Origin of the sequence: Nocardia sp. BMG111209 (assembly GCF_000381925.1) — a bacterium.
Classification (GTDB): domain Bacteria; phylum Actinomycetota; class Actinomycetes; order Mycobacteriales; family Mycobacteriaceae; genus Nocardia.
The window spans coordinates 4619861-4645235 of record NZ_KB907307.1 but is presented as its reverse complement, the minus strand read 5'-3'; the positions used below and the strand labels follow the sequence as shown (position 1 = coordinate 4645235).

Here is a 25375-nt window from a genome sequence, read left to right as displayed (position 1 = left end):
CGGCCATGGATCACTGTCGGGGCCCGGCAGTAGGGTCACAGGCGTGGAGCTTCACGTGGGGTGTGCGCAGTGGACGCATCCGGCCTGGCAGGACCGGCAGCCGAACCCGCGGGAACGCCTGCGCGGCTATGCGAACTGGTGCAACGCGGTCGAGGGCAACACCACCTTCTACGCCACCCCCACCCGGCAGACCGTCGAGTCCTGGGCGCGGCAGACCGCGGCCGATTTCCGGTTCGTGCTGAAGCTGCCGCGCGCGGTGACCCACGAGCGGCGCCTGCGCGGCGCCGAGCCGGAACTGCGCGAATTCCTCACCGCCGTCGAACCGCTGGGCTCGCGGCTGCACGCGCTGTGGGTGCAACTGCCCGCCTCGTTCGGCCCCACCGATCTCGGCGCGCTGTGGGGGCTGCTGCGGGCCCTGCCGGACGGACACCGGACCGCGGTGGAGGTCCGGCATCCGGCCTTCTTCGAGGATCCGCGGGCGCGGGAACAGTTGGCGCAGTTGCTCGATCGCGCGGGCGCGGAATGGCTGCCGTTCGACACCACCGTCCTGTTCGCCGCGCGTCCCACCAGCCCCGCCGAACGGGACGCGTGGTCGAAGAAGCCGCGGGTGCCGCGGCACATGCGGGCGTTGACCGAACATCCGATCGTGCGCTACATCGGCCGCGACGATCACGGCGCGACCGTCGCCGGTTGGCGGCCCTGGGTGACGGCCGTTGCCGACTGGTTGCGCGAGGGCCGGTCGCCGACGATATTCATCCATACGCCCGACAACGCCGAATCACTGTCACTGGCCCGCCGTTTCCACGCCGAGGTGGTGGCGGAAGTGCCCGGACTCGATCCGCTGCCCGAACCGGCGCCGACCGAGCCGATGACGCTGTTCTGAGCGTCCGCCTGCCCCCGTCCGGGACCGGATGGCTTGCGGCACACTGGCATCGGTTATAGTTACCGCCAGGGGTGGGAATTTCTTCAGGTTCGACAAGCGTGTGCTCGATCGGCTCGACCGCAGTACGGCAACTGTCCCTCGCGAACCGAAGCAGGCCTGCATATGACGAATTCGACGACCCGGGAACCGGCTTCGCCGACGGTCCCGGTGAGTGATGCGAGCGCGTCACTGTCGCATCGGCAGATTCTCACCGTTCTCTCCGGCCTGCTGCTGGGCATCTTCCTGGCGGCCCTGGACCAGAACATCGTGAGCGTGGCGATCGTGAAGATCGCCAACAGCCTGCACGGTTTCGACCAACAGGCCTGGGCCACCACGGCCTATCTGATCACCGCCACGATCTCCACGCCGCTGTACGGCAAGCTGGCCGACATCTACGGCCGCAAGCCGTTCTACTCGGTCGCCATCGGATTGTTCGTGATCGGTTCGGCCGCATGCACATTCGCCGGCACGATGTATCAGCTGGCCGGTTACCGGGCCTTCCAGGGGCTGGGGGCCGGCGGCCTGATGTCGTTGGCGTTCACCATCATCGGCGATATCGTGCCCGCCCGGGAGCGGGTGCGGTACCAGGGCTACTTCATGATGGTGTTCGGTTCGGCGACCGTGCTCGGGCCGGTGCTCGGCGGGCTGTTCTCGAATTACGATCGGCTGTGGGGATTGTCGGGCTGGCGCTGGGTGTTCCTGGTGAACGTGCCGGTCGGCGTCCTCGCGCTGATCGTGGTGGCGCGGGTGCTGAACGTGCCGCATCCGCGGCAGCGGCATCGGGTCGACTGGTTCGGGGCGGTGCTGCTCACCGTCTGCGTGGTGCCGCTGCTGGTCGTGGCCGAACAGGGCCGGGGCTGGGGCTGGACCTCGCACCGGGCGCTGCTCTGCTACGGGATCGCCGTCGCCGGGCTGCTGTCCTTCGTCCTCGTCGAATACCTCATGCGCGACGCGGCGCTGATCCCGTTGCGGCTGTTCGGCAATTCGACGTTCGCGGTGACGATCCTGGGCGGCTTCATCGTCGGCGTCGCCATGTTCGGCGCGATCTCCATGGTGCCGCTGTATCTGCAAGTGGTGCGCGGTTTCTCGCCGACCAAGTCCGGTCTGCTGATGCTGCCGCTGGTGCTGGGCATCATGATCGGCTCCCAGCTGGCGGGGCAGCTCACCCGCACCACCGGGCGATACAAGATCCAGCCGGTGCTGGGCACTTTCGTGATCGCCGTCGGCGCCGCGCTGTACGCGCAGGTGCACTACGACAGCCCGCTGTGGCAGCCGCTGGCGTACAGCCTGGTGATCGGATTCGGCCTGGGCGGGTGCATGCAGACCCTGATCACCGCGGCCCAGAACGCCGGTCCCCGTTCGGATATGGGCGTTTCCACCGCGACCGCGACGTTCTGCCGCCAGATGGGCGGCACGCTCGGCGTGGCGGTATTCCTCACCATCATGTTCAACCTGCTCCCGCACCGGATCGTCGCCGCGTTCGGCGGGCGGCTGCCGGCCGGCTTCGACGGCGGGGAACTGAGCCGATTGCAGAGCAACACCAGCGGTATCGCCGCGCTGCCCGCGGCCGTCCGCCGGCCGGTACTGACCGGCTTCACCGAATCGCTGCAGGGGGTCTTCTACGCCGGCGCCGGGGTCGCGCTGGCCGCCTGCCTGGTGCTCGTCTTCATGAAAGAGATTCCGCTGCAGGATGTTCCGGTGCATGTGAGCGAAGATGTCCCCGTCCGTGAGGAATTGCGCGCCGAGCCCGCGCCGGCCCGTCCGGAGACCGCCGCACCCGCCGTGGAACCGATGGTGGCCCGGCAGGCCGACCCGGCCCACTGGGCCGCGACATCGCCTGTGGCCGTGCCGGATTCGCCCCACGAGGACGGGCATCCGCTGATCGGTCACATCCGGCGCGACGACGGCCATCCGGTCCCGGCCGCGGTGCTCACCCTGATCGACCCGCTCGGCCGGCAGGTGGCCCGCGCGGTGTGCCGCTCCGACGGCGAATATCGCATCGCCGCACCGGATCACGCCGGCTATGTGCTGATCGTGTCGGCGCTCGGGCACCGCCCGGCGGCGATGAGCGTGACCGTCGGCGAGCGTCCGCAGACCCTGGACATCACGCTGCCCGGCGCCGCCGAGGTGTCCGGCGTGGTGCGATCCGGACGCGGCGACCTGCTGTCCGGCGCCACCGTCACCCTGACCGATTCGCACGGCGAGGTGATCGGCACGGTGGTCACCGGCGAGGACGGCCGCTACGTCTGCCACGGGGTGATTCCCGGCCACTACACCCTGGTCGCCGTCGCACCTCACCTCCGCCCCGCGGCCGCCACGCTCACCGTGCCCGACACCGGCCTGCTCCGTCACGACCTGGAACTGGCCTCGATGGCGGTCCTGGCCGGTTCGGCCTGGGCCCGGGGCCGGGTCGTGCCCGACGCGGAGGTGACCGTCCTCGACGCCGGCGGCGTGCCGATCGCCGCCACCCGCACCGACGATCTGGGCCACTACCTCGTCCCCGACCTGCCCGAGGGCGACTACACCGTGGTGGCCCGCGGCTACCCCTCGGTGCGCAGCACCGTCACGATCACCGGCGGCGAGGTCACCCACGACGTATGGCTGGGCTACGAGACCTCGGTCTGACACGCACCCGGCGGACGGCCCGGCGCCGGTAGCCTGGACCCGAATTCGGGCAGGCGAGCGGATCGCACGGTTTCGAGCTTCGAGGGGACGACGATGGCGGACAAGGTGGCCGACACCGCGGTGGGGCCCATCCTGATCGCGGCGGCCGAGTGGCAGTTGCCGGCCGGAAAGCGTTTGTGCACAGACGAAATCGCGCAGCACATGCTGCCGGGACCGGCGCGGGCGCTGCTGCGGGCCGGGCTCGTGCGGCGCATGCTGGTGGCGGCGATGGAGCGCGAGGCGCCGGGAGTCTGGGCCGGGATCGCCTGCCGCAAAAGGTATCTCGACGAACAGGTGACCGCGGCGCTGGACGCCGGGGCGGAAGCGCTGGTGCTGCTCGGCGCGGGATTCGACACCCGCGGGCTGCGGCTGGCGGTACCGCGCGGGATACCGGATTTCGAACTGGACAAGCCGGCGAACATCGTGGCGAAGCGGAGACGAATCACGTTGCCGGACACGGTGTCCGCGGTACCGATCGATTTCGGGACCGATGATCTCAGGGCCGTGCTGACGCAGGCGGGCTGGCGGCCCGCGAGCCGGACGATATTCGTGTGGGAGGCGGTCACCCAATATCTGACCGAGGCGGCGGTCCGGTCCACGCTCGCGGTGCTGGCGGGCGCGGCGCCGGGCAGCACGCTCGGATTCACCTACGTGCAGCAGGATTTCCTCGACGGCACGAATCTCTACGACGCGCCGAAGATGCGGCAGCGCTTCGTGATTCGTGATCCGATCTGGAAGTTCGGACTGACGCCGGCGCAGGTGCCGGACCTGCTCGCCGAATACGGCTGGCAGCAGACCGAGCAGGCCGGCGCGGCCGAATACCGCACCCGCTGTCTGACGGCGGCGGGCCGCACCGAGCCGGTCAGCGATGTCGAGCGCTGTGTCCGGGCCGTGAAGTCCTGAATTCGCTGCCGCCGGATTGTCGGTCCCGCGGAGTACGGTTGGCGGCGACGTTCATTCGAGGCGGAGGTGAGTCATGGCGACGACGGCCGATGTACTGACAGATGCGTTCGGGCGGATCCGCGAGGTGGTGTACGAGGCGGTCGGCGAGTTCGAGGAGGCCGACCTGGCCTACCAGGTCGATCCGGCGGCCAACTCCATCGCCTGGCTGGTCTGGCATCTGACCCGGGTCCAGGACGATCATGTGTCCGAGGTGGCCGGCGTCGATCAGGTCTGGACCGGGCAGGGCTGGTTCGAGCGCTTCGGACTGCCCATCGACCCGCACGCCACCGGCTACGGCGACGGCGCCGAGCAGGTCGCGGTGATCCGCACCACGGGAAAGCTACTGACCGGTTATTACGATGCGGTCCACGAGCAGACGCTGCGCTATCTCGCCACCCTGTCCGATGCCGATCTTGACCGCGTCGTCGACACCCGCTGGGATCCGCCGGTGACGCTCGGTGTCCGGTTGGTGAGCGTCATCAGCGACGATCTGCAGCACGCCGGTCAAGCGGCCTTTCTGCGCGGCGTCATTTTGCGCGCCGGATAACTCAGTCCCTGTTCCGGCCGGGATCTCCGCTGCGAGTTCCGCGACACGAAGGCCCGCGCGAGGACGGACCGCCACGCGAAGAACCGCGACACCAGGGACACAGCCGGTTCCTTCGCGGGCGTGCCGGTCTCGAATCCCGGTGCGGGCCCGGATCTTCCGTGGGTGGACTGTCCGGCGCCGGCCGGCTCTCGCTCCGCGGGGACCGGCTCCGGAGATACCAGCTCCGGCTGGGCCGGGTCAGACGACGGTACCTTCCGGGGCGATGATGTTGTCCGCGCTGTCGGTGACAGCCAATAGATGGTGCTCCGCAGGTGCGTCTTCTTCGGTGCGGACCCGGCTGCGCTTGTTGTGCACGAGGCTGCTGACGAAGGCGGCGGTGATGATTGCCACACCGATCAGGCCGGTGGCGACCTCGTTCACGTGGTGGCCGCTGGAGTACAGCAGCACCAGGGCCAGCGCGCCGATGGCCCAGTGCGCGCCGTGCTCCAGGTAGACGTACTCCGACAGGGTGCCCTTGCGGACCAGATAGATCGTGATGGAGCGGACGAACATCGCGCCGATCAGGCCGAGGCCGAGCGCGATGATGATCGGATCGGCGGTGATGGCGAAGGATCCGATCACGCCGTCGAAGGAGAACGAGGCGTCGAGCACTTCCAGGTACAGGAATCCGAAGAACGCCGCGCGGCCGGTGGCCAGCGCCGCCCTGGACGGCCCGGTGCGGCCCGCCTGCTCGTTCTCGAAGTGCGCGCCGAGGCCGTCGACGACGAAATAGGTGACCATGCCCAGCGTGCCGGCCACCATGACCACATCGGCCTTGTCGTCGGGGGCGATGAAGCCGGCGGTGAGTACCAGCAGCATCAGCGTGACGGTAACCGGGAACATCGGGAACCGGCCGAGCCGCGCCAGCGGCCGCTCCAGCCAGGACAACCAGGTCACCGGCCGTTCGGCGCAGACGAAGTTCAGGAACAACAGCAGCAGGAATACGGCGCCGAAGGTGGCGATCTTCGGGTTGGCGTCGGCGAGCAGCGCCTCGTAACTCAGCCGCCCGTCCGGAAATGCACCGGCCCCGTTGGCCGGTGGGTTCAGCGCCAGCTCCAGGGCCCGCAGCGGGCCGATGTGGGCCCCCACGGCGACCACGGCCAGCGGGAACAGCAGCCGCATGCCGAACACCGCGACGACCACGCCGACGGTGAGGAACATCCGTTGCCAGAACTGGCTCATCCGTTCCAGCACAGCGGCATTCACCACGGCGTTGTCGAACGAGAGCGATATCTCCAGCACACCCAGCACGGCGGTCAGAATCAGCGCCTGTGGTCCGCCATACCAAGCGGCGGCCGCCAATGCCAGTCCTGCGACGAGAAACGACGGGGTGAACACTCGCACGAACATGACGCTGCGCCTTTCGTCAGCCCTGCTGCGGGGTGCCTCACGAGGGTTGTTCGAACAGACGGATCACGAAGCTGTGTAATTCCCGAGACCCACGCCGATTGTGCCAGTTGTTCTGGGGGCGCGACAACGTCTCCAGGGTTACATGGCGGCGTCGAGGCATCGTCGTGGCAGCGAGAAGGCAGCGCGGGCGGTGGACAGCGGCCGTCGATCGACTCACGAGCGAGGCGCGAAATACGCCGTATCGCTACCGGTGGCCGTCGCCGGCCCCCGCCGATCCCGCCCGGATCGCCACTTTCGCGCAACCCCGCCGAGGTTGCCGGGTGTCCGTCCGCCGCACCCGGCGCAGCGCCACCCGGCCGAACGAGGCTGCCCCGCCCGGAACACCGGGCGGGGCAGCGGATTTCAGTACCAGTGGTGCTTCTGCCAGAACGCCCAGGCGGCGTTCGGACTGCCGTAGCGCTGGTTCATGTACTCGTAGGCCCAGCGGATCTGGGTGACCGGATTGACCGGCCAGTCCATGCCGGCGCTGAACATCTTGTACGCCGGCAGCGCCTGCGGCAGACCGTAGGCGCCGCTGGACGGGTTGATCGCGAACACGTTCCAACTGCTCTCGTGCGTGATGATCTGATCGAACGAGTCGAATTGGTTGGGCGGCACGATGACTCGCGCGATCGCCTGCGGCGCGACCCGGAAGCCGGGCAGGAATTGCGACAGCATCTCGGTCAGTCCGGCATCCGAGCGCAGCACCTGATCCTGCCGGGGGCCGCTGCCGTCGGCGGCCAGGTCACGGTCGGCCGCGTCCACCTCCGGCGGCTGTTCGGTGGCCGCTCCGGGATCGGGCCGGCCCTCGATGATCGGGCACAGATCGGTGCAGGCCACGGCCGCCGCCGGGGCGGACTGCCACGCGAGCACCCCGGTGGTGAGGACGGCCCCGACGACGAACCCGGCCGCACACACCCCGGCATTCCAGCGCTGACGCCTGTTCATGGGAACTCTCCTCGAAGGTCGCATGTGGTCACCGGCCCGCCGAGTTCCAGGTGTTGCTGTTCGGGCCCGCGGCGCCCGGCGGGACATCCTCGAGCGGCGGCTGTTCGTCCGTCCCGCCCGGGATCGTCTCCTCGCCCTGGGGGAAATCCATTCCGCCCGGGACGTCGTTGTCTTCGGATTCCGGACTGCCCGGATTGTCGGGGACGTCCTCCTGGTTGTTGTCCGGGTTGTCCCGCGGCGAGGTGTTCGGATCCGATTCGTGGAACGGCGTCCCCGTGACGGCCGGCTCCGCCGCGGTCGCGGCGGTCGCCCACCAGGTGATCGAGCCGATCACCGCCACCACCGCGATCCCGGCGGCGGCCGCCGTCAGTGGCCGGAGGGCCGGCACGGCGTTCCCCCGTCCGCTACGCGGCAATGATGCGGCCGCATCTGCAACGGCCCGCCGTAGGTGAGGGTCGGATCGCTGAAGGCCCGCAGAATATCGGCCGTGGACAGACCACCCAGCGGTGAATCGTCGGTGTATTCCGGCGAATCCGTGGACACGGTGGCGTCCGGGCCCGGATCGGTACAGACGGTGTCACATTCCGCGAGGGCCGGTGCGGCCCAGGCGGACAGTCCGACCAGCGCCACGGCGCTGGTGAGAGCGATGCGCCCGGCGACGCGGGGTAACGACGGCAATGTCGGCATCGGCGTTCCTTTCGGCGATTCCACTGATCACGAAAGTCGGTAACGCGATCAGAGCAAACCACTAGTGAATCCGGATGTCGGCTATCCGGAGCCGCGTGTCGGCAGGAATGGGATGTCGACGGATTCGACCGTGTCGGGCCGATCGTCCGTGTCCGGTGCGATGTCGCCGATGTTCCGCCGGCGGATCAGGCCACGCAGCGCGCGATGGCGCCGACGACCGCGGGCCAGGTCGCGGAGTTCGGATCGGTGAGTTCGAAATGGCCCGCGCCGGGCAGTTCGACCAGTTCCGCACCGGCCTTCGCGCAGTAGTCGCGGGCGATCTCGATCGGCACGTGGTCGTCGCGATCACCGTGCACGACGATCGTGCGGACCCCGGGCCCGCCGAGCAGGAACGGGTCCACCGCCGCGTATCGGGCTGCGACCTCGGTCGGGCCGCCGCCGAGCAGTTCGGCGATCGTCCCGGTGCCCCGATCGGCGTGGTACGCGGCGGTGAGATCGGCCACCGGCGCGAGGGCCACCACGCCCGCGATCCGCGGCGGCGTGAACGTCTTCCACGGGAAGCCGAGCGGCGCCCGGTCGCGCATCGCCGCCCACAGCGCCAGCTGCCCGCCCGCCGAATGCCCGGCGTAGACGATGCGTTCGCGGTCGACGCGGCCGGGAGCGACCGCGTCGATCAGGTTCGGCAGCAGATCGAGGGCGACCGCCGTATCCAGGAATGTGGCCGGGAAGCCACCGCCGTTGCCGAGCCGCCGATAGTCGACGTTGGCGACCGCGTACCCGGCCGCGGCCAGTGCCCCGGCCGTCGGGCCGGTGATCGCGCGGTCGTACTGCGCGCGCCAGCCGCCGCCGTGCAACAGCAGCACCAGCGGCGCCGGATCGGACCGTTGCGGCAGGTAGAGGTCGGCGACCTGCGCCGGATCGGCGCCGTAGGCGATGGTCGTGACGGGCGTGGCGACTGACATGGAATGCGACATTACGGCCTCGATCCCGGAGGTGCCCCGGGCCGGACCGCCTTCCCCGGGCGAGCGTCTCGAGTGTTCATCTCGGTGAACGGCCGGATTCGCCACCACGCAGTTGTCCGGACGGGACCGGGCGGCACCGTGAGCTCTGTGAAATCCACGCGCTATCTGGAGATCGCCGATCAACTGGCCGGCGAGCTGGCCGACTGCCGGCCCGGTACCCGGGTCGCGAGCGAACACGACATCGCGGCCCGGTTCGGGGTCGGCCGGGCGGCGTCGCGGTCGGCCCTGCAGGAACTGGAACGGCGGCTGGTGGTGCGGCGGGTGCAGGGCGCGGGCACCTTCGTCAACCGCCGCATCGACTACGTCATCTCGCACGATCGGCAGCCGTCGTTCGGCGCCACGGTCCGCGCGGCCGGTGCGGTGCCCCGATCCCGGGTGAAGGTGACCGAGCGGATGCCGCTGCCCGCCGAGCCGGCGCTGTTGCTGGAGGTGCCGGCCGGCACCCCGGTGCATCATGTGATCCGGCTCGACTACATCGACGACGTACCGGCCGGCTGGATCCAGGAGTGGATCCCGGTCGAGGTCGCCGCCGATCTGGATCTGGCGCTGCGCACGGTGGAATCGCTGGAACTCGCACTGCGGCAACTGGGCCGCGTGCAGCCGGTGCGATCCTGGTGCCGGGTCAGCCTGGACGTCCCGCCCCGGGTGGTTCCGGTCGAACTCGGTATCGACCAGGGAATTCCGGTGTGGCACATCGAAAGTCTCAGCCGCGATGCCGACAGCGGCCGCCCGCTGCTCTACCGCGAGGCCTGGAACCGCACCGACGCGGTGCGGGTGGTGGTCGAACTCGGCGACGGCGGACCGCCGCCGGCAGGCACCGCCCCGGATCCGGCCACGTTCCCGGGGAGGTCGTGAATTCCCTTCCCCGGGAACATGTTTCATCGTCCCGCGGCCGGCGCGGCGCACCGCGCCATCGGCCCGCCTCAGCTACCGGCGACCGAGCCGAGCGCGCGGTCCAGGATCTCCAGGGCCGTGGTCACCTCGGTGGTCGTGGTGGTCAGCGGCGGAACCAGGTGCAGCCGATTGGCATTCACCATCGGCAGCAGTCCGTCGGTGCGGCAGGCCTTCACGATCCGCCCGATCGCGCCCGCGTCCAACGGTTCCCGGGTGACCGGGTCGGCGACCAGTTCCACCGCCCAGAACGCGCCCACACCACGCGCCTCGCCGATCCACGCGTGCCGCTCCGCGAGGCGGGCGAGGCCGGGTCCGAAGACCTCCTTGCCCAGCGCCGCGGCGTGCTCGACCACCCGGTCGTCCTCCATCGCGCCGATGGTGGCGACCGCGGCCGCGCACGCCAGCGGATGACCGGAGTAGGTCAGGCCGCCGGGATACACCCGGCCGGCGAAGGTCCGGTAGATCGGATCGCTGATCGCGACCCCGCCGAGCGGCACGTAGCCGGAGTTCACCCCCTTGGCGAAGGTGAGCAGATCCGGGACGATCGGGCCGTGTTCGGTCGCGAACCACCTACCGGTCCGGCCGAAGCCCGCCATCACCTCGTCGGCGATGTACACGATCCCGTACCGGTCGCACAGCTCCCGCACACCCCGCAGGTAGCCCGGCGGCGGGACCATGATGCCCGCGGTGCCGGGGACCGATTCGAGGATGATCGCGGCGATGGTGGCCGGACCCTCCAGCTCGATGACCTGTTCCAGATGCTCCAGCGCGCGCCGGCATTCCTCCTCCGCGCCGGTCGAGGAGAAGGCGCTGCGATAGCTGTACGGGCCGAAGAAGTGCACCACGCCCTGGGTGGCCTGGTCGTTGGCCCAGCGCCGCCAGTCGCCGGTCACGTTCACGGTCAGCTGGGTGCCGCCGTGATAGGAGCGGTAGCGCGACAACACCTTCGGCCGGCCGGTGTGCAGCCGGGCCATCCGGATGGCGTGCTCGTTGGCCTCGGCGCCGCCATTGGTGAAGAAGATCCGGTCCAGGCCCTCGGGGGTGTGCGAGGCGATCAGCCGCGCGGCCTCGGACCGGGTGCCGTTGACATATCCGGGCGCCACGGTGGCGAGAACGGCCGCCTGCTCCTGGATCGCCCGCACGATCCGCGGATGCTGGTGCCCGAGATTGGTGAACACCAGCTGCGAGGTGAAGTCCAGCAGCTTGGCGCCGTTCTCGTCCCAGACGTACGAGCCCTCGGCCTTGGTGACGACCATCGGGGTCCGGCCCTCCTGGGCCACCCACGAATGGAAGACGTGCCGCTGGTCCAGCTCGTAGGCGCGAGCGGCGTCCTCGGTGAGGGTCTCGAAGTCAGACATTTCGTGGGAACCCCAGGTTCAGGCCGCCCTCGGGGCGGTTCGACGGATCGATCCAGCGGGTGGTGACAACCTTGGCCCGGGTGAAGAAGTGCACACCCTCCGGGCCGTAGGCATGCGAGTCACCGAACAGCGACGACTTCCAGCCACCGAACGAGTAGTAGCCCACCGGCACCGGAATCGGCACGTTGATGCCGATCATGCCGACCTGGATGTCCTGTTCGAAGCGCCGGGCCGCACCGCCGTCGTTGGTGAAGATCGCGGTGCCGTTACCGTACTTGTTGGCGTTGATCAGCGCCACCGCCTCGTCGTAGGTGCCGACGCGGACCACCGACAGCACCGGTCCGAAGATCTCCTCGGTGTAGATCTCCATGTCGGGGGTGACGTTGTCGAACAGGGTCGGGCCCAGCCAGAAGCCCTCGGCGCCGCCGCGCGCCTGCACGTCGCGGCCGTCGACGACGACCTTCGCGCCGGCCTTCTCGCCGGATTCGATGAAGTTCGCGACCCGGTCCCGGTGCGCGCGGGTGACCAGCGGACCCATGTCCGCCTCCTTCTCCGCGTAACCCTTGGTACCGTCGCCGACCACGACCCGGCCGGTGCGCTCGGCGATCTTGGCGATCAGTTCGTCGCCGATCGGGTCCACGGCGACCAGCACCGACACCGCCATGCAGCGCTCACCGGCCGAGCCGAAGCCGGCGTTGACGGCGGCGTCCGCGGCCAGATCCAGATCGGCGTCGGGCAGCACCACCATGTGGTTCTTGGCGCCGCCGAGGGCCTGTACCCGCTTACCGTTGCGCGCGGCGTTCTCGTACACGTACTGCGCGATCGGGGTGGAGCCGACGAAGCTGATCGCCTTGATGTCCGGGCTGGTCAGCAGCGCGTCCACGGCGGTCTTGTCGCCCTGCAACACGTTGAACACGCCGGCGGGCAGCCCCGCGTCCTGCCACAGCCGCGCGAGCCACAGCGCCGCCGACGGATCCTTCTCCGACGGCTTCAGCACCACGGCGTTACCCGCGGCCAGCGCGATCGGGAAGAACCACATCGGCACCATGGCCGGGAAGTTGAACGGGCTGATGATGCCGACCACACCCAGCGGCTCGCGGCGCGAGTGCACGTCGTGCCCGGTGGAGACGTTCGGCGACTGCCCGCCCTTGAGCAGATGCGCGATGCCGGTGGCGAATTCGACCACCTCGAGGCCGCGGGCGATCTCGCCGAGCGCGTCGGAGTGCACCTTGCCGTGTTCGGCGGTGATGAGCTGCGCGAGTTCGTCCTTGCGCGCGTTGAGCAGTTCGCGGAACGCGAAGAGTATCTGGGTGCGGCGTGCCAGCGAGGTGGCGGCCCAGCCCTTGCTCGCCCGCGCGGCCGCATCGATGACGGCCTGCGCGTCGGCCTCGTTCGCCAGGGCGACCCGGCCGCTCACCACGCCGGTGGCCGGATTGGTGACATCCGCCCAGTTGTCGGCGGTTCCGGTGAACTCGGCGCCATCCACCCAGTGGACGATCGGATTGCTCATGAGCGGGCTCTCTCCCTGTGTCGCGAGCCGTCGCGCGGACGGTCCTACCGTCCTCGATTCTCGTCGGCCGCGAGCCGGGAGGCGAGAGACAGACTGTAGTATCAGGTCCCGATATTCCGACAGTATGCAGGCCGGTGCTCGATTGCTGACAATTCGCGACGTCCTCCGCATGCCGGTGCTGCGGGCCGGTGGGGCCGAGCTGGTGGCCGGCCGGTCCGGCGCCGACGGCGAGGTCCGCTGGGTGCACGCCACCGAACTCGCGGATGTCGCACCCCTGTTGCGGTCCGGTGACCTGGTCCTCACCACCGGTATCGCGCTGCCCGGCAGCCGGTCCGGCCTGGACGAATTCGTCGCGAGCCTGGTGGCCCGGGGCGTCGCGGGCCTGGTCGTGGAGCTGGGCCGGCGCTGGACGGCGGTACCGCATCCGCTGGTGCTGGCCTGCGAGTCGCGCGGGCTGCCGCTGATCGTGCTGGCCCGGGAGACCAGTTTCGCGGCGGTGACCCAGTCGGTGGGGGAGCGCATCGTGGAGGAGCAGCTCGAGGAACTGCGTGAGGCGCAGCGGGTGCACGACACCTTCACCGAACTGAGCATCGCCGAGGCGGGCCCGGCCCAGATCCTGGACGCGGTGCAGCAGCTGTCCGGCGCCGCCGTGGTGCTCGAGGACGAACAGCACCGGGTGGTCGACTACCGGTCCGGCAGCGCGGACATCGCCGGCTTCCTCACCAATTGGCAGACCCGTTCCCGTGCCGTGGAGACCACCAGCCGCACCCTGTGGCACGAGGCCGACGGCTGGCTGGTGACCCGGCTGGGCCGCCGCGATCGCGGCTGGGGCCGGCTGGTGTTGCAGGTGCCGGGCCCGCCGCCGCAGCGGCTGATCGCGATGATCGAGCGGGCCGCGGCCGCGCTGGCCATGTACCGGCTGCACGATCAGAACCGCAGCGGGCTGGTCCGCCGCACCCACCACGAACTGCTGCTGGCCATCCTGACCGATCCGGACGCCCCCGAGCTGCCCCAGCGCTGCGAACTGCTGGGCCTGGCGGTGACCGGCCGGGTCTTCGTCGGCGTCGCGGTGCGCCCGGTACTGCCGATGGACCGGCCGGGCGGCCCGCCGTCCTCCCTGGCCGACGACGTGATCGCCGCACTGGTCCGGGCCGCGCGCGAATCGGCCGTGCCCGCCCTGGTCGCGACCGTGGAGGGCGAGATCCGGGCCCTGCTGTCGATCGCCGCCGAGGCCGATGCCCGCGCGGTGGTCGACGAGATCGCCGAGCGGGTGGCCCGGCGGCATCCGGTGGTGTTCGGGGTGGGCCGGACGGTGGCGCGGATCCACCTGGCCGACCGCACCCTGAAGGAGGCCCGGCACGTGGTCGAGTCCGTACCGCAGGAGGCCACCGGCCGTCCGGTGCACCGCATCGACGATGTGCACGTGCGCGGCCTGCTGACCGTCCTCGGCGACGACGAGCGGCTGAGCCTGTTCGTCGATCGCGAACTGCGGCCGCTGCGCGAATACGACGAGCGCTACGCGGGCGATCTGATGGACGCGCTACGGGCGTTGCTGCGCTTCCCGGGCAACAAGTCCGGGGCCGCCGCCAGCCTCAGCATGTCCCGGCCCGCGTTCTACGACCGGCTGGCGAAGATCGCCGCGCTGCTGCGGGTGGATCTGGACGATCCCGACATCCGGGTGTCGCTGCACCTGGCCGTGATAGCCGACGAGATGCTACGCCGCCCGTAGCCGAGCCCGAAGGTATCGGTAACAGCACGACCGACCGTGTCACGGAACGGTTTCCGTCGTTGTCACCACCTCCGGCATCGTGTTGGCTGAAGATCTGCCGAACTTCCGGACGGTAGTACTTCCGGGCGGCAGTACCGGAACGGGTGAACGGGTCAGAAAGGTCATCGTGACGACTGCGCCGGCTTCCGGGTTCCAGACCCGGCGAATCGTGGAGAGCGCCGCCGCGTGCAGCGGCGCGGTGGTGGCCGGGCTGTCGTTGATGGTCCCGCTGGACCCGCGGATGATGGGCAACACCTCGGCGCTGGAGGTCAGCCTCACGGTGCTGAACGCCCCGCGCTCGGCGGCGGCCGGCGCCATGCTCGCGGTGGTGGCCGCGGTCTACGCCATGATCTTCGGCGCCCGGGTGGCCTGGTGTGCCTCCTTCGTCGCCGCCTCGGTGCTGCTGATCTGCGCGATCGCCATCTCCGGCCCGGTGAGCAGCGGATCGCTGGCCATCGTCAACTTCATCGAATGCGTGACGGCGGGCATCCTGGTCGGCGCGCTGGCGGCGGCGACCCTGCGCCGGCCCGGCGTGGGGACGGCCTACACCGTCGGGATCCTCTGCGGGATCGTCATCGGTGACCAGCTCCAGATGCCGGAGGCCGGTGCGGCGATGTCCCGGTGGCGCTGGCTGTACGCCGCCGCCCCGCCGCTGTGGCTGTCGGTCCTGGCGGTGGTGCTGCTCGGCGTGGGCCTGTACTGGCATCGCGACCAGGCGCCGATCGTCTCCGAGAGCACCGTGATCAGCAACGTCCCCCTGGTGCCGATCCTGGCCGGGGCGCTGATGCTGACCGTCGTCACCACCACCTCGGAATGGACCGCGCGCTACGACTTCGGCGCCGCCGGCCTCGTCTGCGAGATTCTGGTGCTGGCCGGGGCCGCGCTCGTGGCGGCGCTGCTGCTGCCCGGACAGGACGGCACGCTGATCCTCCTGGCGACCGCGACGGCGTCGGCGGGCAGCGCCGTGGTGGCCGTGCCGCATCCGCGATGGAGCTGGTCGCTCACGCTCGCGGCGCTCGCGCTCGGCTTCCTGGCCGGCCGGCTGCGGCCCGCGCCGTTGGTCGCGGCCGGGCTCACCACCGCGCTGGCGGTGTACGCCGTCCTGACCTGCGGTATCGCCCACACCTATCTCCTGCTACCGGTGATCGGTTGTACGGCAACGGCATTCGTGCTCGGATACGCATTCGGCGCCGCGGTGCCGCACACCGTCTCGGGCATGGTGCTGGGCATCGTGATCCTGGTCGCGCCGTGCATGATCGTGGCGTTGCGCGGGCACGAGAACGGCACGGTCGGCTATTCGCCGAACTGGTACCGGGATCCGAACGGCACCGAGGGTCTGCTGCCGCCGATCGTGGCCGTGGCGGTCACCCTCGGCTGCACCCTCGGAATCCTGCTCCTGCGGCAGCTGCGGCCGGTCACGGCCGGCCACATCCGGCGCCTGCCCGGCCGGGCGCTCGGCGGTAAGTTCGCCTAGACGACGGGCCGGTACAGCGCGGCCGCGGCGGTGGCCGGCGCCGACCGGAGGCTGTCGCGTTCCCGGGCCAGCAACCGGCCGACGTGCCGATGGATACCCGGCATGCTCGCCGCGCCGGCCTCGGCGATCAGCGCGCGGGCGTGCTCGTCGTGGGCGGATCCGGGGTGGTACAGCGTGTCGCGGGTGAAGGTGGTGTGCCCGGCGTCGTCCTCGATCAGCCGGTAGCGCAGGCCGACGCCGAGGGTCTCCTCCACCAGCAGGGAATTCCTGCCGTATTCCTGTTCGACGCACTGCCACACCAGATGATGTTCGGTGCCGTCGTCGAGCTGCCCGAATTCGTAGACGATGTCACCGACCCGATAGGGCCGCTGGGTCACCCCGGCGATGCCGTGACTCGACACGTGCCATTCCGGCCAGAACCTGGCCTGGGTCACGAGATCGAACACGGCGTGGGCCGGGGCGTCGAAGGTGACGGCACTACTGTCGCCGACGATCCAGGTGTCGTGATCGGTCATGGATTACCGCGGGCCCGCCTTGTAGCCGACCCCGCGGACCGTCACGACGATCTCCGGATTGTCCGGATCCTTCTCCAATTTCGCGCGCAGTCGCTGCACGTGCACGTTGACCAGCCGGGTGTCGGCCGAATGCCGATAGCCCCACACCTGCTCCAGCAGCATCTCGCGGGTGAACACCTGATTCGGCTTGCGGGCCAGGGTGACCAGCAGATCGAATTCGATCGGCGTCAGCGAGATCATCCGCTCGCCGCGGGTCACCTTGTGCGCGGGCACGTCGATGTCCACGTCGCCGATGGTCAGCTGCTCGATCGGCTCGTCGGTGGCGCGGCGCAGCCGGGCCCGCACGCGGGCGATGAGTTCCTTCGGCTTGAACGGCTTGGCGACGTAGTCGTCCGCTCCCGATTCCAGGCCGACGACCACGTCGATGGTGTCGGTCTTGGCGGTGAGCATCAGGATCGGCACATTGACCGATTCGCCGCGCAGCGTGCGGCACACGTCGACGCCGTTCATTCCCGGCAACATCAGATCCAGCAGCACCAGATCCGGTCGCAGATCGCGGACCGCGTCCAGCGCCTGGGCGCCGTTGTTGATCGCGTAGGGCTCGTATCCCTGTTTGCCCAGCACGATCGTGAGCATTTCGGTGAGCGCCAGATCGTCGTCGACGATCAGGATCCGCGGTTTGACCTGACGGTCGCGATTCCGGTCCGGTCCGGCGTCGATCGCGGTGCGGATCTGCGGGCGATGCGTGATGCGGATACTGCCGCGGGCGAGATCCTCGACCGGCCGCGGTTCGGTCGCGGTCCGCAACATCACGTCGGGACCTGCCGGTTCGGCGGTCTCCGCGTACTTCGTGTAATCCGGTAGATACCGGGGCGTGCCGGGACGGATTTGTTGACTCACACCGACTCCATTCTGTCTGCCGCGCTTCGTATCGGGTCATTCCCTCCGTACCCGGACCGGCGGGGCAAATATGTCCAGGTCGTGACCGACGCTAGTTTCGTTACCCGAGTTCAGGCAACCTCCGGAGATACAAAACACGTCCGGTGCGGCTATTTGATCCCGAGTCGTTACTTTAATTCGACAGAAATGATATTCGGCGGATCAATTCCGTACCGATAGTACGGCAAATGATCAGCAAATCTTGGTAGGCCGGTAGCGTCGGTTTCGTGCGCGCGGTACGCGACCTCCTCGACCCGGTCACCGTGTGGGCCGCGGCCGCGGTCGCCGGACTGACGTTGACGATCCCCCTCAAATCGGCCTGGATGGCGCGGGACCGGCCGCTGCGGGTGGATCTGATGCTCTTCGATGTCCCCCGGGCGACCGCGGCCGGCTCGTTCGCGGCGGTGATCGCCGCGGCGGTGACCGTCACGCTGGGCAACACCGCCGGGCGGATCGGCGCGATCGTCGCGGCGGTGGTGCTGCTGGTGGGACCGGTTGCTGTTGCGCGGCGCCGGCAACGACATGTTGTCCACGCTGAACTACCTCGACTCGTTCTTCGGCGGTGTGCTGCTGGGCGTGATCGGCGCGGTCGCCTGGCGTCGGCGCCGGACCGCCGCCGCGTACCTGTTCGGCGGTCTGCTCGGCGCCGAACTCGGTGATCTGGCCGAATCCCCCGCCGACCGGACGGGCATGTCACCGAGCGAGCTCGTGGTGCTGCAGGCGCCCTCGGTACTGGCGGTCGTCGCGGTGCTGGTCTTGCTGATCGCGAGCATCGTGACCCACCGGAACGGGCCCGATTCGATCAACAGCCCGCTCGGGCTGATCCCCATGGGCCCGATCCTGGCCGCCGCGCTCGCGATTCCCGCGGTGCTGTGGACCTCGGAGTGGCTGGTGCGCTCGGGTGACCGGCTCACGGTGACCGCCGTCGCGGTCGTGGTCGTGGTCTCGGCCGTCGTCGGGGCCGCGCTGGTCCTCCCCGGCCGGGAGGGCCTGCCCCTGCTGCTGGCGGTGGCGTTCTCGGCGGCCGGCAGCGTGCTGATCCTGGTGCCGCGGCCGGACTGGGCACTGCCGGTGCCGATCGCGGCCCTGGCCCTGGGCCTGTACGCCGGGCGCCGGCGGCCGTCCCCGGGGATCGCGATCGTGCTGGTGCTCGTGCTCGCCCTCGCGGGCAGCGCCGCCCCGCTGGCCGCGCCGAGCAGTTTCCTGCTGCCCGTACTCGGTTGCGGCGCAGCGACTTTCGTCGCCGGATACGGTTTCGCGTCCACGGCGCCGCTGTATCCGACCAGCATCGTGCTCGCGCTGTCGGTACTGGTGGTGCCGTCGGCGGGAATGGCCATGCGCGGGCGGGATTTCGGGCGGCTGGCGTATTCGCCGTACTGGTACCGCTCCACCGACGTCTCGCACCAGTCGGCGCCGGGAGTGGTCGCCGCGGCGGTCACGGCCGGCTGCGGACTCGGCGTCCTGCTGATCGATCGGCGGCGCGCGCCGGGGCCGCTGTCCACGGTCCGGCATCGCTACTCGCGTCAGCACATCCGCCGAGAAAATATCCAGCAATCTTCTGGCTAATTATGCCGAACCGGTGGAATACCATCGAATTTCGGCCGCGGCGACCCGTTCCCGGAACCGTCCGGAGATACCGCTCGGCAGGGGTAACGGCGGGGTTTCATGAGAGCCACCGGAATGCATCGAGCCATGTACCGCAACGATGCCCGATGCTAGGTTCTACAGGGTAGCCCGTCGAATCCCCTGAAAGGCAGCACATCCGGCAGCACATCGGAGCCGGGTCGTCCGGTCGCGCAATTGTGCGGGCCCGCGGAACCCCCTCGATGTCACCGTGCACGGACCGACGACGGTCCGAACGTCCCCATCCGTATTCTTTGCACGATCGGAGTTCCGGATGAACGATACCGACCTTTCCGTCGTCATCACGGCAGCGCTGCCCGTGGGTTTTCCGGGCCGGTTCACGCGATTGCCGTCCGAGCGTCCGGATGCGCCGCTGTCATGAGCACGTCGAAGACGGTCGCGACGGTCGCGGCACTGCTCGATGCGGTGGAGCGCCGGTTCGATGTGATCGAGGTGCTGGGCACGATCTGCGGGGTTCCCCGGATCACGCTGGCCCCGGGGGTGATGCTGACCGGCGGCACCCTCTGCTTCGGCGGTAAGGGGGTCCGCCTGACCTGCGACAACGTGCTCGACGATATCGCCGTCGTATCGCCGGTCGACGAGGTCGCGGTGTACAACGACCTCGAGATCGAGGATTTCGGCACGCTGTGGCTTCGGCAGGTGCGGACGATCGGGCAGGTCGCCTTCACCGTCGGCGGGCGGGTGCGCGGCGGTCATCTGCGCATCGAGGGCCTGCGCGTCGAGGAGGCCGATGTGCGCGGTCGCAGCGACCGGCCGTCGGGCTACGGCGTGGAGACCATCCAGGGCGGGTTCACCCTGTGGAACCGCAGCGCCGATCCGGAGGTGGTCGTCACCGCCGATCTCCTGGACATCGGCGCCGGCACCGTCGAACATCCGATCCGTGGTTGCGGGGTGCTGGTCTGCGGCGCGCCCGGCGCCGGCACGCTGGGTGTGAAACGGTTGCGCACCAACGAGATCCACGCCGACGGTCATATCCCGCCGACCACCACCGATCTGATCGGCGGCGGCCTGCTGGTGCTGTCCGGCGCCCAGATCGGGCATGTGGTGGCGGCCGGGCCGGTGACCACCTACGGCCACAACGATCTCGCCTTCGACAACTGGGGCGAGGTGGCGCAGTGGACGGTGCAGGGCCCGGTGCGGTCGAAAGGCACCGGCGGCAGCGGATTTCGCAATCGGGGCGCGATCACCCGGCTCGAGTTCCTGGGCTCGCTGGAGACGTTCGGCCACCGCGCCAACGGATTCGACCTGGAGTGCGGGTCGATGGGGGAGGCCACCTTCACCACCATCGTCACCCACGGTGACGGGTCGATCGGCGCCCGCATCGGTTGCCGGCTGCGGCGGCTGGAGATCATCGAGACGCTGTGCACCCACGGCGGCGAGGCGTTCGCGGGCCACTATTCGGATCAGCCACCGCCGACGGCGTCGGCCCTGCGGATCGAGCCGGGCAGTGTGATCGAGGCGCTGTTCGTCGGCGGCGAAATCCACACCAGCGGAGACGGTTTGGCCACCGTGCACGTCGACGGGCTGATCGGCGCGCTGGCGGTGGGCGGCGAGATCCGGGCCACCGGACACGGTTCGGACGCGGTGCGTTCCGAGGAACACATCCCGGGTCTGGAGGATGTCACGCTGATCGCGCAGCACGGCTCGCGCTTCGTCCTGCAACGCGAAACTTGGGCGGACACCGGCGATTCGGACCGGGCGATGGTGAATCCGGCCGGTACGCACGGCGGCGACGGACTCGGCGGCGGCCGGCGCACCCTCGCGCCGCGACCGCCCGCGGTCACCGCCACCGATGCCGAGGCCGGTGAACCGACCCTGCGGCAACCGGTCTGAATATCGCCGGTATCGGCTACTTCTTGCGGCCGATACCGGCGGCGACACAGCGGCGGACGGGCGACAACGGCGCCAGATGCGGGCCGGTGGGCCACCAGTCGTCGGCGACGACCAGACCGGGCGGCACCATTTCCAGATCGCCGAACATCGCCTCGATCGCCGGGAAGGTACGGAAACGTCCACTGCCCATCGGACTGTGGATGAATTTGTCCTCCATATGTTCGGCCAATTCGGTCAATTCGGGCACCTCGGGATCGTGGAAATGGCAGATCGCCACATAGGAACCGGGTGCGAGCGCATCGATGTAGGTCTGCATCAATGCCGCCGAATCGTCGCCGAGATAATGGTGCAGGGTGCCGATCTGGAACAGTGCGAGTGGACTGTCGAAATCCAGTTCGTCGCGGATGATCTCGTTGCCGAGAACCTCGAGCGGCCGGAAGATGTCGGCGGTGACGATCGAGGTGTCCGGATTGTCCTCGAGCAGCGCGCGGGCGTGGGCGAGCACCATCGGATCGTTGTCGACGTACACGACCCGCGCGTTCGGGACGATACGCTGCACCACCTGGTGGGTGTTCTCCGCGGTGGGCAGCCCCGACCCGAGATCGAGAAACTGGCGGATACCGGCCTTCTGCGCCAGAAATCGTGTCGCGCGGATCAGGAAGTCCCGGTTGGCCAGCGCCAATTCGGCCGCGCCCGGCGCGACTTTCTTCACGTTCTCGAAGACCTGGCGGTCGATCTCGAAGTTGTCCTTGCCACCGAGGAAGGCATCGTAAACTCGCGCGATACTCGCTCGCGAGATGTCCACCCCCACGGGCGCGACGCTCGGATATGTGACCGGCGATTGTGATGACATCGGGAACTCCCCTGGCATCTTCGGTTGCGACATTGCCGTCAAGTCTCCCGCATCCCCGGCATTCTCGCGGAACTACCGCCGACATTCCCCCGAGGTTGTGCACATGCTGTGGAAATCGCGGCGGCGCACCGATCGCGGATCCCGGCGGCCACCGGTTCGGAATCACGATCGGTGGAACCCTGGTGCGCGGGCCGCGGCGCGGTGAAGATGGGCCGATGAGCCGTGCGAGCGGGCCGGCGATCACCGGCGAAGTCCTGGTGGGCGCGGAGATTCCCGAACGGTACCGGGTGGACCGGTCCGGGTACGTGCCGGTGGGCGCGCCGGCGGTACTGGTGCGCGCGGCCGACGTCGACGATGTCCGGCAGGCGGTGACCTACGCTGCCGGGCAAGGACTTTCGGTGGTGGTGCGGGGCGCGGGCACCGGACTGGCCGGCGGGGCCTGCGCGGGTGCGGGCACGCTCGTGCTCGATGTCGGCGGTTTGGACCGCATCCTGGAGATCGCCCCCGCGGACGAGCTGGCCGTGGTGCAGCCCGGCGTTTCGGCGGCGGTACTCGATTCCGCCGCAGGCGAATTCGGTCTGCGATACGCCCCCGATCCGGCCAGCGCGGCGATCTCCACCATCGGCGGCAACATCGCCACCGCCGCGGGCGGGCTGCGCTGCGTGAAGTACGGCGTCACCGCCGACGCGGTACTCGGGCTGAGCGTGGTGCTCGCCGACGGGCAGCTGCTGGACACCGGCCGCCGGACCGTGAAAGGCGTTGCGGGCCTGGATATCACCCGACTGTTCACCGGATCCGAGGGCACGCTCGGCGTGATCGTGGCCGCGACGGTCCGGCTGCAGCCGATTCCGGTCGACACCGTCACCGTCGCGGCGAGTTTCGACGACGTCGACGACGCGGCCGCCGCCGCGTCCGCGGTGATCGCGGCCCGGGTCCGCCCGGCCCTGCTGGAACTGCTGGACGAGGCGTCCCTGCGCGAGGCGCGGGACCTGCTCGGGATCGAGGAGCGCGCCGCCGGCGCCTTCGTGATCGCGCAGACGGACGGCTTCGGCGCCCGCGCCGAGGCCGAGGTGGTCGCGGATGCGTTCCGGCAGTTCACCTCCCGGGTCGAGGTGGGCACCGATCCGGCGTCCGCCGATCAGCTGCTCGCGGTCCGCCGCGCCGCGCTGCCCGCGCTGGAACGGCACGGCCGGGTGCTGATCGAGGATATCGCGGTACCCCGCTCGGCCATCGCGGCGGCGGTACGGCGGATCACCGAGATCGCGCGGCGGCACGACAGCCGCATCCACACCTTCGGCCACGCCGGCGACGGCAACCTGCACCCGATCATCGTGGTGCCCGCCGGCGATCCGGCAGCGGCGGCCCGCGCCACCGCGGCCGCCGACGAAATCTTCGCCACCGCACTGGAACTCGGCGGCACCATCACCGGCGAGCACGGCGTCGGCGTGCTCAAACGCCGCTGGCTGGCACGCGAACAGGGCACGGCGGCACTGGAAGTCCAGCGGGCGATCCGCCGTGCCCTCGATCCCGCCGGGTTGTTCAACCCCGGCAAGGTCGTCTGACCACGCCTGCCGGAAACATCCGGTGGCTCAGTGCGTGTCGGCCCCCGCGACGGGACGGCCGGGCTCCGAACTCCACTGCGACCAGGAGCCCGGGAACAGGGCGCCGTCGATGCCGAGGATGCGCAGGGCGGCCAGGTCCACGGCGGCGGTGACGCCCGAACCGCAGTAGGCGCCGACCCGCTCCGCGCCCTTCGCCTCGGCGAAGACGGTCGCCAATTCCGCGGCGGGACGGAAGAATCCGTTCTCGTCGAGGACCGAACCACTGGGCACGTTGCGGGCGCCGGGGATGTGGCCGGGCACCTTGTCGACCGGCTCCACCTCGCCGCGGTAGCGCTCGGGGGCGCGCGCGTCGAGCAGCACGCCGGAGTCGGCGAGGGCGGCGGCCTCGTCCGCGGTCAGCGTCGGCGCCGCACCGGAATACAGGTCGGGGACACCGATCTCGATATCGCCGGGCTCGGGCGGTTCGGCGCCGGTGGCGAGGGCGTGCCCCCCGGTGGTCCAGGCGCCGAGGCCGCCGTCGAGGATTCGCACATCGGTGAGCCCGGCGGCGCGCAGCACCCACCAGGCGCGCGCGGAGCCGGCGCGATTCCAGTTGTCGTACACCACGACCGGGACATCGCGGCGCAGACCCCAGCGCCGGGCCGCCGCCTGCAGTGCCGCACCCGACGGCAGCGGGTGGCGGCCGCGGCCGGTCACCGCGTGATCGGACAGTTCGGTGTCCAGGTCCACGTAGACCGCACCGGGAATGTGGCCCGCCGCGTACGCCTCCCGGCCGTCGGGGCGGTCCAGCTGCCAGCGCACGTCCAGCACACCGGTCGGGGCCCCGCTGCCGAGCCGCTCGGCGAGCTCGGCGGCCGTGATGAGAGTGTCCGGGCGGGAAGGCATTACGCGACTCCTCGAAGCTGTCGGTCGGATGTGGGACGGTAGTGCGCCGCGATCGCCGCGACGGCGGTGGCCTCGATACCGCTGCCCAGTCCGCGCCGGGCCACCAGCCGCACGTCGACCGAGCCCATCGCGGGCAGGCCGCGCACCTCGGCGACACCGTCGGGGATGGCGGTGTGGAAGGGTAGCAGGGCGATGCCGAGCCCGGCCCGCGCCGCGGCCAGCACACCGTCCAGACTGCCGGATTCGGCGGTCACCGACACCTCGAAGCCGATCTCGGTGAGCCGGTGCACCGCGCGGCGGCGCAGCCCGCACGGCTCCTCGAAGGCCACCAGCGAGATCGGTCCCGGCACCGCCGGCGGCTGCCAGTGCGGCCCGGCCACCCAGCGCAGCTCCAGCGCGCCGACCTCGGTGCCGACCGGATCGCCGTTACCGCCCAGTACCACCGCCAGATCGAGAGTGCCCTTCAGCACCGCGTCGGTGAGCGCGGTGGACCGCTCGATCCGGAAGTGCAGATACACGTCCGGATACGCCGCCCGCAGCACCCCCAGCAACTGCGGCAGCAAACCGTCGGCGGCGTGTTCGGTGGAGCCGATGGTGATGCGCCGCGGATCCGCCGGGGCGAAGCGCGCCAGCACGCTGTCGTGCGCGGCCAGCAGTTTCCGGGCCTCCACCACCAGGCGCTCGCCGTCGGCGGTGAACCGGGAGCCGCGGCCGTCCTTCTCCACCAGCGGCAGTTTCAGCCGGCGCTCCAGCAACCGGACATGCTGGCTGACCGTCGGCTGGCTCAGGTGCAGGGCGTCGGCGGCGCGCCGGAAACCCCCGGTATCGGCGATCGTCACCAGCGTGCGCAGATGCGTCAGATCCAATGGTTCCGGCATAGTCGAATTCTCGTCCGCGCGCCGGGCGGGGAAACCCTTGTACTCAGGCAGATCCGAAAGCACCGATCGGACTTCCCGTTATCGGTTGCTATCGGCGAAATT

23 protein-coding genes are annotated in these 25375 nt (G+C 69.9%); 10 read left to right on the top strand and 13 right to left on the bottom strand.

The features are described from left to right. The first annotated feature begins 43 nt into the window (after positions 1-43). The 4 genes from G361_RS0121570 (at position 44) to G361_RS0121555 (ending at position 5075) form a co-directional block, all read left to right on the top strand. Entirely contained in the window at positions 44-883 is an 840-nt protein-coding gene (locus tag G361_RS0121570) for a DUF72 domain-containing protein (RefSeq protein WP_026343328.1), read from the top strand. A 162-nt stretch (positions 884-1045) separates the two neighbouring features. After that, positions 1046-3547 (top strand): MFS transporter, encoded by a 2502-nt coding sequence (locus tag G361_RS0121565; RefSeq protein WP_019929189.1) that lies wholly within the window; start codon positions 1046-1048, stop codon positions 3545-3547. A 93-nt stretch (positions 3548-3640) separates the two neighbouring features. Next, positions 3641-4489: an SAM-dependent methyltransferase gene (locus G361_RS0121560; RefSeq protein WP_019929188.1), complete on the top strand. Its 849-nt coding sequence runs from the start codon at positions 3641-3643 to the stop codon at positions 4487-4489. Between the two features lie 73 nt (positions 4490-4562). After that, positions 4563-5075, top strand: a complete 513-nt coding sequence (locus G361_RS0121555; RefSeq protein ID WP_019929187.1) for a mycothiol transferase — start codon at positions 4563-4565, stop codon at positions 5073-5075. Between the two features lie 237 nt (positions 5076-5312). Here the strand turns inward: G361_RS0121555 and G361_RS0121550 are convergent, their stop codons facing one another. The 5 genes from G361_RS0121550 to G361_RS0121530 all read right to left on the bottom strand — a co-directional run bounded on the left by G361_RS0121550 (position 5313) and on the right by G361_RS0121530 (position 9100). After that, positions 5313-6464, bottom strand: coding sequence for a DUF475 domain-containing protein (locus G361_RS0121550; protein ID WP_019929186.1), 1152 nt, complete (start codon positions 6462-6464; stop codon positions 5313-5315). A 402-nt stretch (positions 6465-6866) separates the two neighbouring features. Beyond that, entirely contained in the window at positions 6867-7451 is a 585-nt protein-coding gene (locus G361_RS50460) for a transglycosylase SLT domain-containing protein (protein WP_019929185.1), read from the bottom strand. A 28-nt stretch (positions 7452-7479) separates the two neighbouring features. Then, positions 7480-7839 (bottom strand): hypothetical protein, encoded by a 360-nt coding sequence (locus G361_RS0121540; protein WP_019929184.1) that lies wholly within the window; start codon positions 7837-7839, stop codon positions 7480-7482. Next, positions 7818-8138 carry a hypothetical protein gene (locus G361_RS0121535; RefSeq protein ID WP_019929183.1) on the bottom strand — a complete coding sequence of 107 codons (321 nt, stop codon included), beginning with the start codon at positions 8136-8138 and terminating at the stop codon, positions 7818-7820. The genes G361_RS0121540 and G361_RS0121535 overlap by 22 nt, the downstream gene beginning before the upstream one ends. Before the next feature lie 185 nt (positions 8139-8323). Continuing rightward, positions 8324-9100 (bottom strand): S9 family peptidase, encoded by a 777-nt coding sequence (locus G361_RS0121530; RefSeq protein ID WP_026343327.1) that lies wholly within the window; start codon positions 9098-9100, stop codon positions 8324-8326. A 147-nt stretch (positions 9101-9247) separates the two neighbouring features. On the opposite strand from G361_RS0121530, the gene G361_RS0121525 reads away from it, so the two are divergent. Then, a complete protein-coding gene (locus tag G361_RS0121525) occupies positions 9248-10015 on the top strand; it encodes a GntR family transcriptional regulator (RefSeq protein WP_019929181.1) in 768 nt (255 codons plus the stop codon). Positions 10016-10083: 68 nt separating this feature from the next. Here G361_RS0121525 and G361_RS0121520 read toward each other — a convergent pair whose 3' ends face one another. Together G361_RS0121520 and G361_RS0121515 are read right to left on the bottom strand one after the other, a co-directional pair. Further along, the gene (locus G361_RS0121520) at positions 10084-11412 is read right to left on the bottom strand and encodes an aspartate aminotransferase family protein (RefSeq protein WP_019929180.1); all 1329 of its coding nucleotides are present in this window, start codon (positions 11410-11412) and stop codon (positions 10084-10086) included. Further along, complete coding sequence (locus tag G361_RS0121515; RefSeq protein ID WP_019929179.1) at positions 11405-12922, bottom strand: CoA-acylating methylmalonate-semialdehyde dehydrogenase; 1518 nt, start codon at positions 12920-12922, stop codon at positions 11405-11407. The genes G361_RS0121520 and G361_RS0121515 overlap by 8 nt, the downstream gene beginning before the upstream one ends. A 124-nt stretch (positions 12923-13046) precedes the next feature. On the opposite strand from G361_RS0121515, the gene G361_RS0121510 reads away from it, so the two are divergent. Together G361_RS0121510 and G361_RS0121505 are read left to right on the top strand one after the other, a co-directional pair. Then, a complete protein-coding gene (locus G361_RS0121510; protein WP_036494197.1) occupies positions 13047-14651 on the top strand; it encodes a PucR family transcriptional regulator ligand-binding domain-containing protein in 1605 nt (534 codons plus the stop codon). A 166-nt stretch (positions 14652-14817) separates the two neighbouring features. Continuing rightward, complete coding sequence (locus tag G361_RS0121505) at positions 14818-16164, top strand: hypothetical protein (RefSeq protein WP_026343326.1); 1347 nt, start codon at positions 14818-14820, stop codon at positions 16162-16164. Here the strand turns inward: G361_RS0121505 and G361_RS0121500 are convergent. The 3 genes from G361_RS0121500 to G361_RS0121490 form a co-directional block, all read right to left on the bottom strand. Then, the gene (locus G361_RS0121500) at positions 16161-16679 is read right to left on the bottom strand and encodes an SRPBCC family protein (RefSeq protein WP_019929177.1); all 519 of its coding nucleotides are present in this window, start codon (positions 16677-16679) and stop codon (positions 16161-16163) included. The genes G361_RS0121505 and G361_RS0121500 overlap by 4 nt on opposite strands. A 3-nt stretch (positions 16680-16682) precedes the next feature. Beyond that, positions 16683-17399 carry an MtrAB system response regulator MtrA gene (mtrA, locus tag G361_RS0121495; protein WP_255359836.1) on the bottom strand — a complete coding sequence of 239 codons (717 nt, stop codon included), beginning with the start codon at positions 17397-17399 and terminating at the stop codon, positions 16683-16685. Positions 17400-17751: 352 nt separating this feature from the next. Next, positions 17752-18048 carry a hypothetical protein gene (locus G361_RS0121490; protein ID WP_155981534.1) on the bottom strand — a complete coding sequence of 99 codons (297 nt, stop codon included), beginning with the start codon at positions 18046-18048 and terminating at the stop codon, positions 17752-17754. A gap of 65 nt (positions 18049-18113) precedes the next feature. Between G361_RS0121490 and G361_RS0121485 the strand changes: the two genes are divergently transcribed. Continuing rightward, the gene (locus G361_RS0121485) at positions 18114-19184 is read left to right on the top strand and encodes a hypothetical protein (RefSeq protein WP_019929174.1); all 1071 of its coding nucleotides are present in this window, start codon (positions 18114-18116) and stop codon (positions 19182-19184) included. 435 nt (positions 19185-19619) lie between these two features. Continuing rightward, positions 19620-21095 carry a hypothetical protein gene (locus tag G361_RS44375; RefSeq protein WP_019929173.1) on the top strand — a complete coding sequence of 492 codons (1476 nt, stop codon included), beginning with the start codon at positions 19620-19622 and terminating at the stop codon, positions 21093-21095. Between the two features lie 16 nt (positions 21096-21111). On the opposite strand, the gene G361_RS0121475 is transcribed toward G361_RS44375, so the two are convergent. After that, positions 21112-21948: an SAM-dependent methyltransferase gene (locus tag G361_RS0121475; RefSeq protein ID WP_019929172.1), complete on the bottom strand. Its 837-nt coding sequence runs from the start codon at positions 21946-21948 to the stop codon at positions 21112-21114. Positions 21949-22163: 215 nt separating this feature from the next. On the opposite strand from G361_RS0121475, the gene G361_RS0121470 reads away from it, so the two are divergent. Then, positions 22164-23510, top strand: a complete 1347-nt coding sequence (locus tag G361_RS0121470; protein WP_155981533.1) for an FAD-binding oxidoreductase — start codon at positions 22164-22166, stop codon at positions 23508-23510. Between the two features lie 27 nt (positions 23511-23537). On the opposite strand, the gene G361_RS0121465 is transcribed toward G361_RS0121470, so the two are convergent. Further along, entirely contained in the window at positions 23538-24395 is an 858-nt protein-coding gene (locus tag G361_RS0121465; RefSeq protein ID WP_019929170.1) for a sulfurtransferase, read from the bottom strand. Continuing rightward, positions 24395-25273, bottom strand: a complete 879-nt coding sequence (locus G361_RS0121460) for a LysR family transcriptional regulator (RefSeq protein ID WP_036495322.1) — start codon at positions 25271-25273, stop codon at positions 24395-24397. Before G361_RS0121460 ends, G361_RS0121465 begins: the two co-directional genes overlap by 1 nt. Positions 25274-25375: the final 102 nt, after the last annotated feature.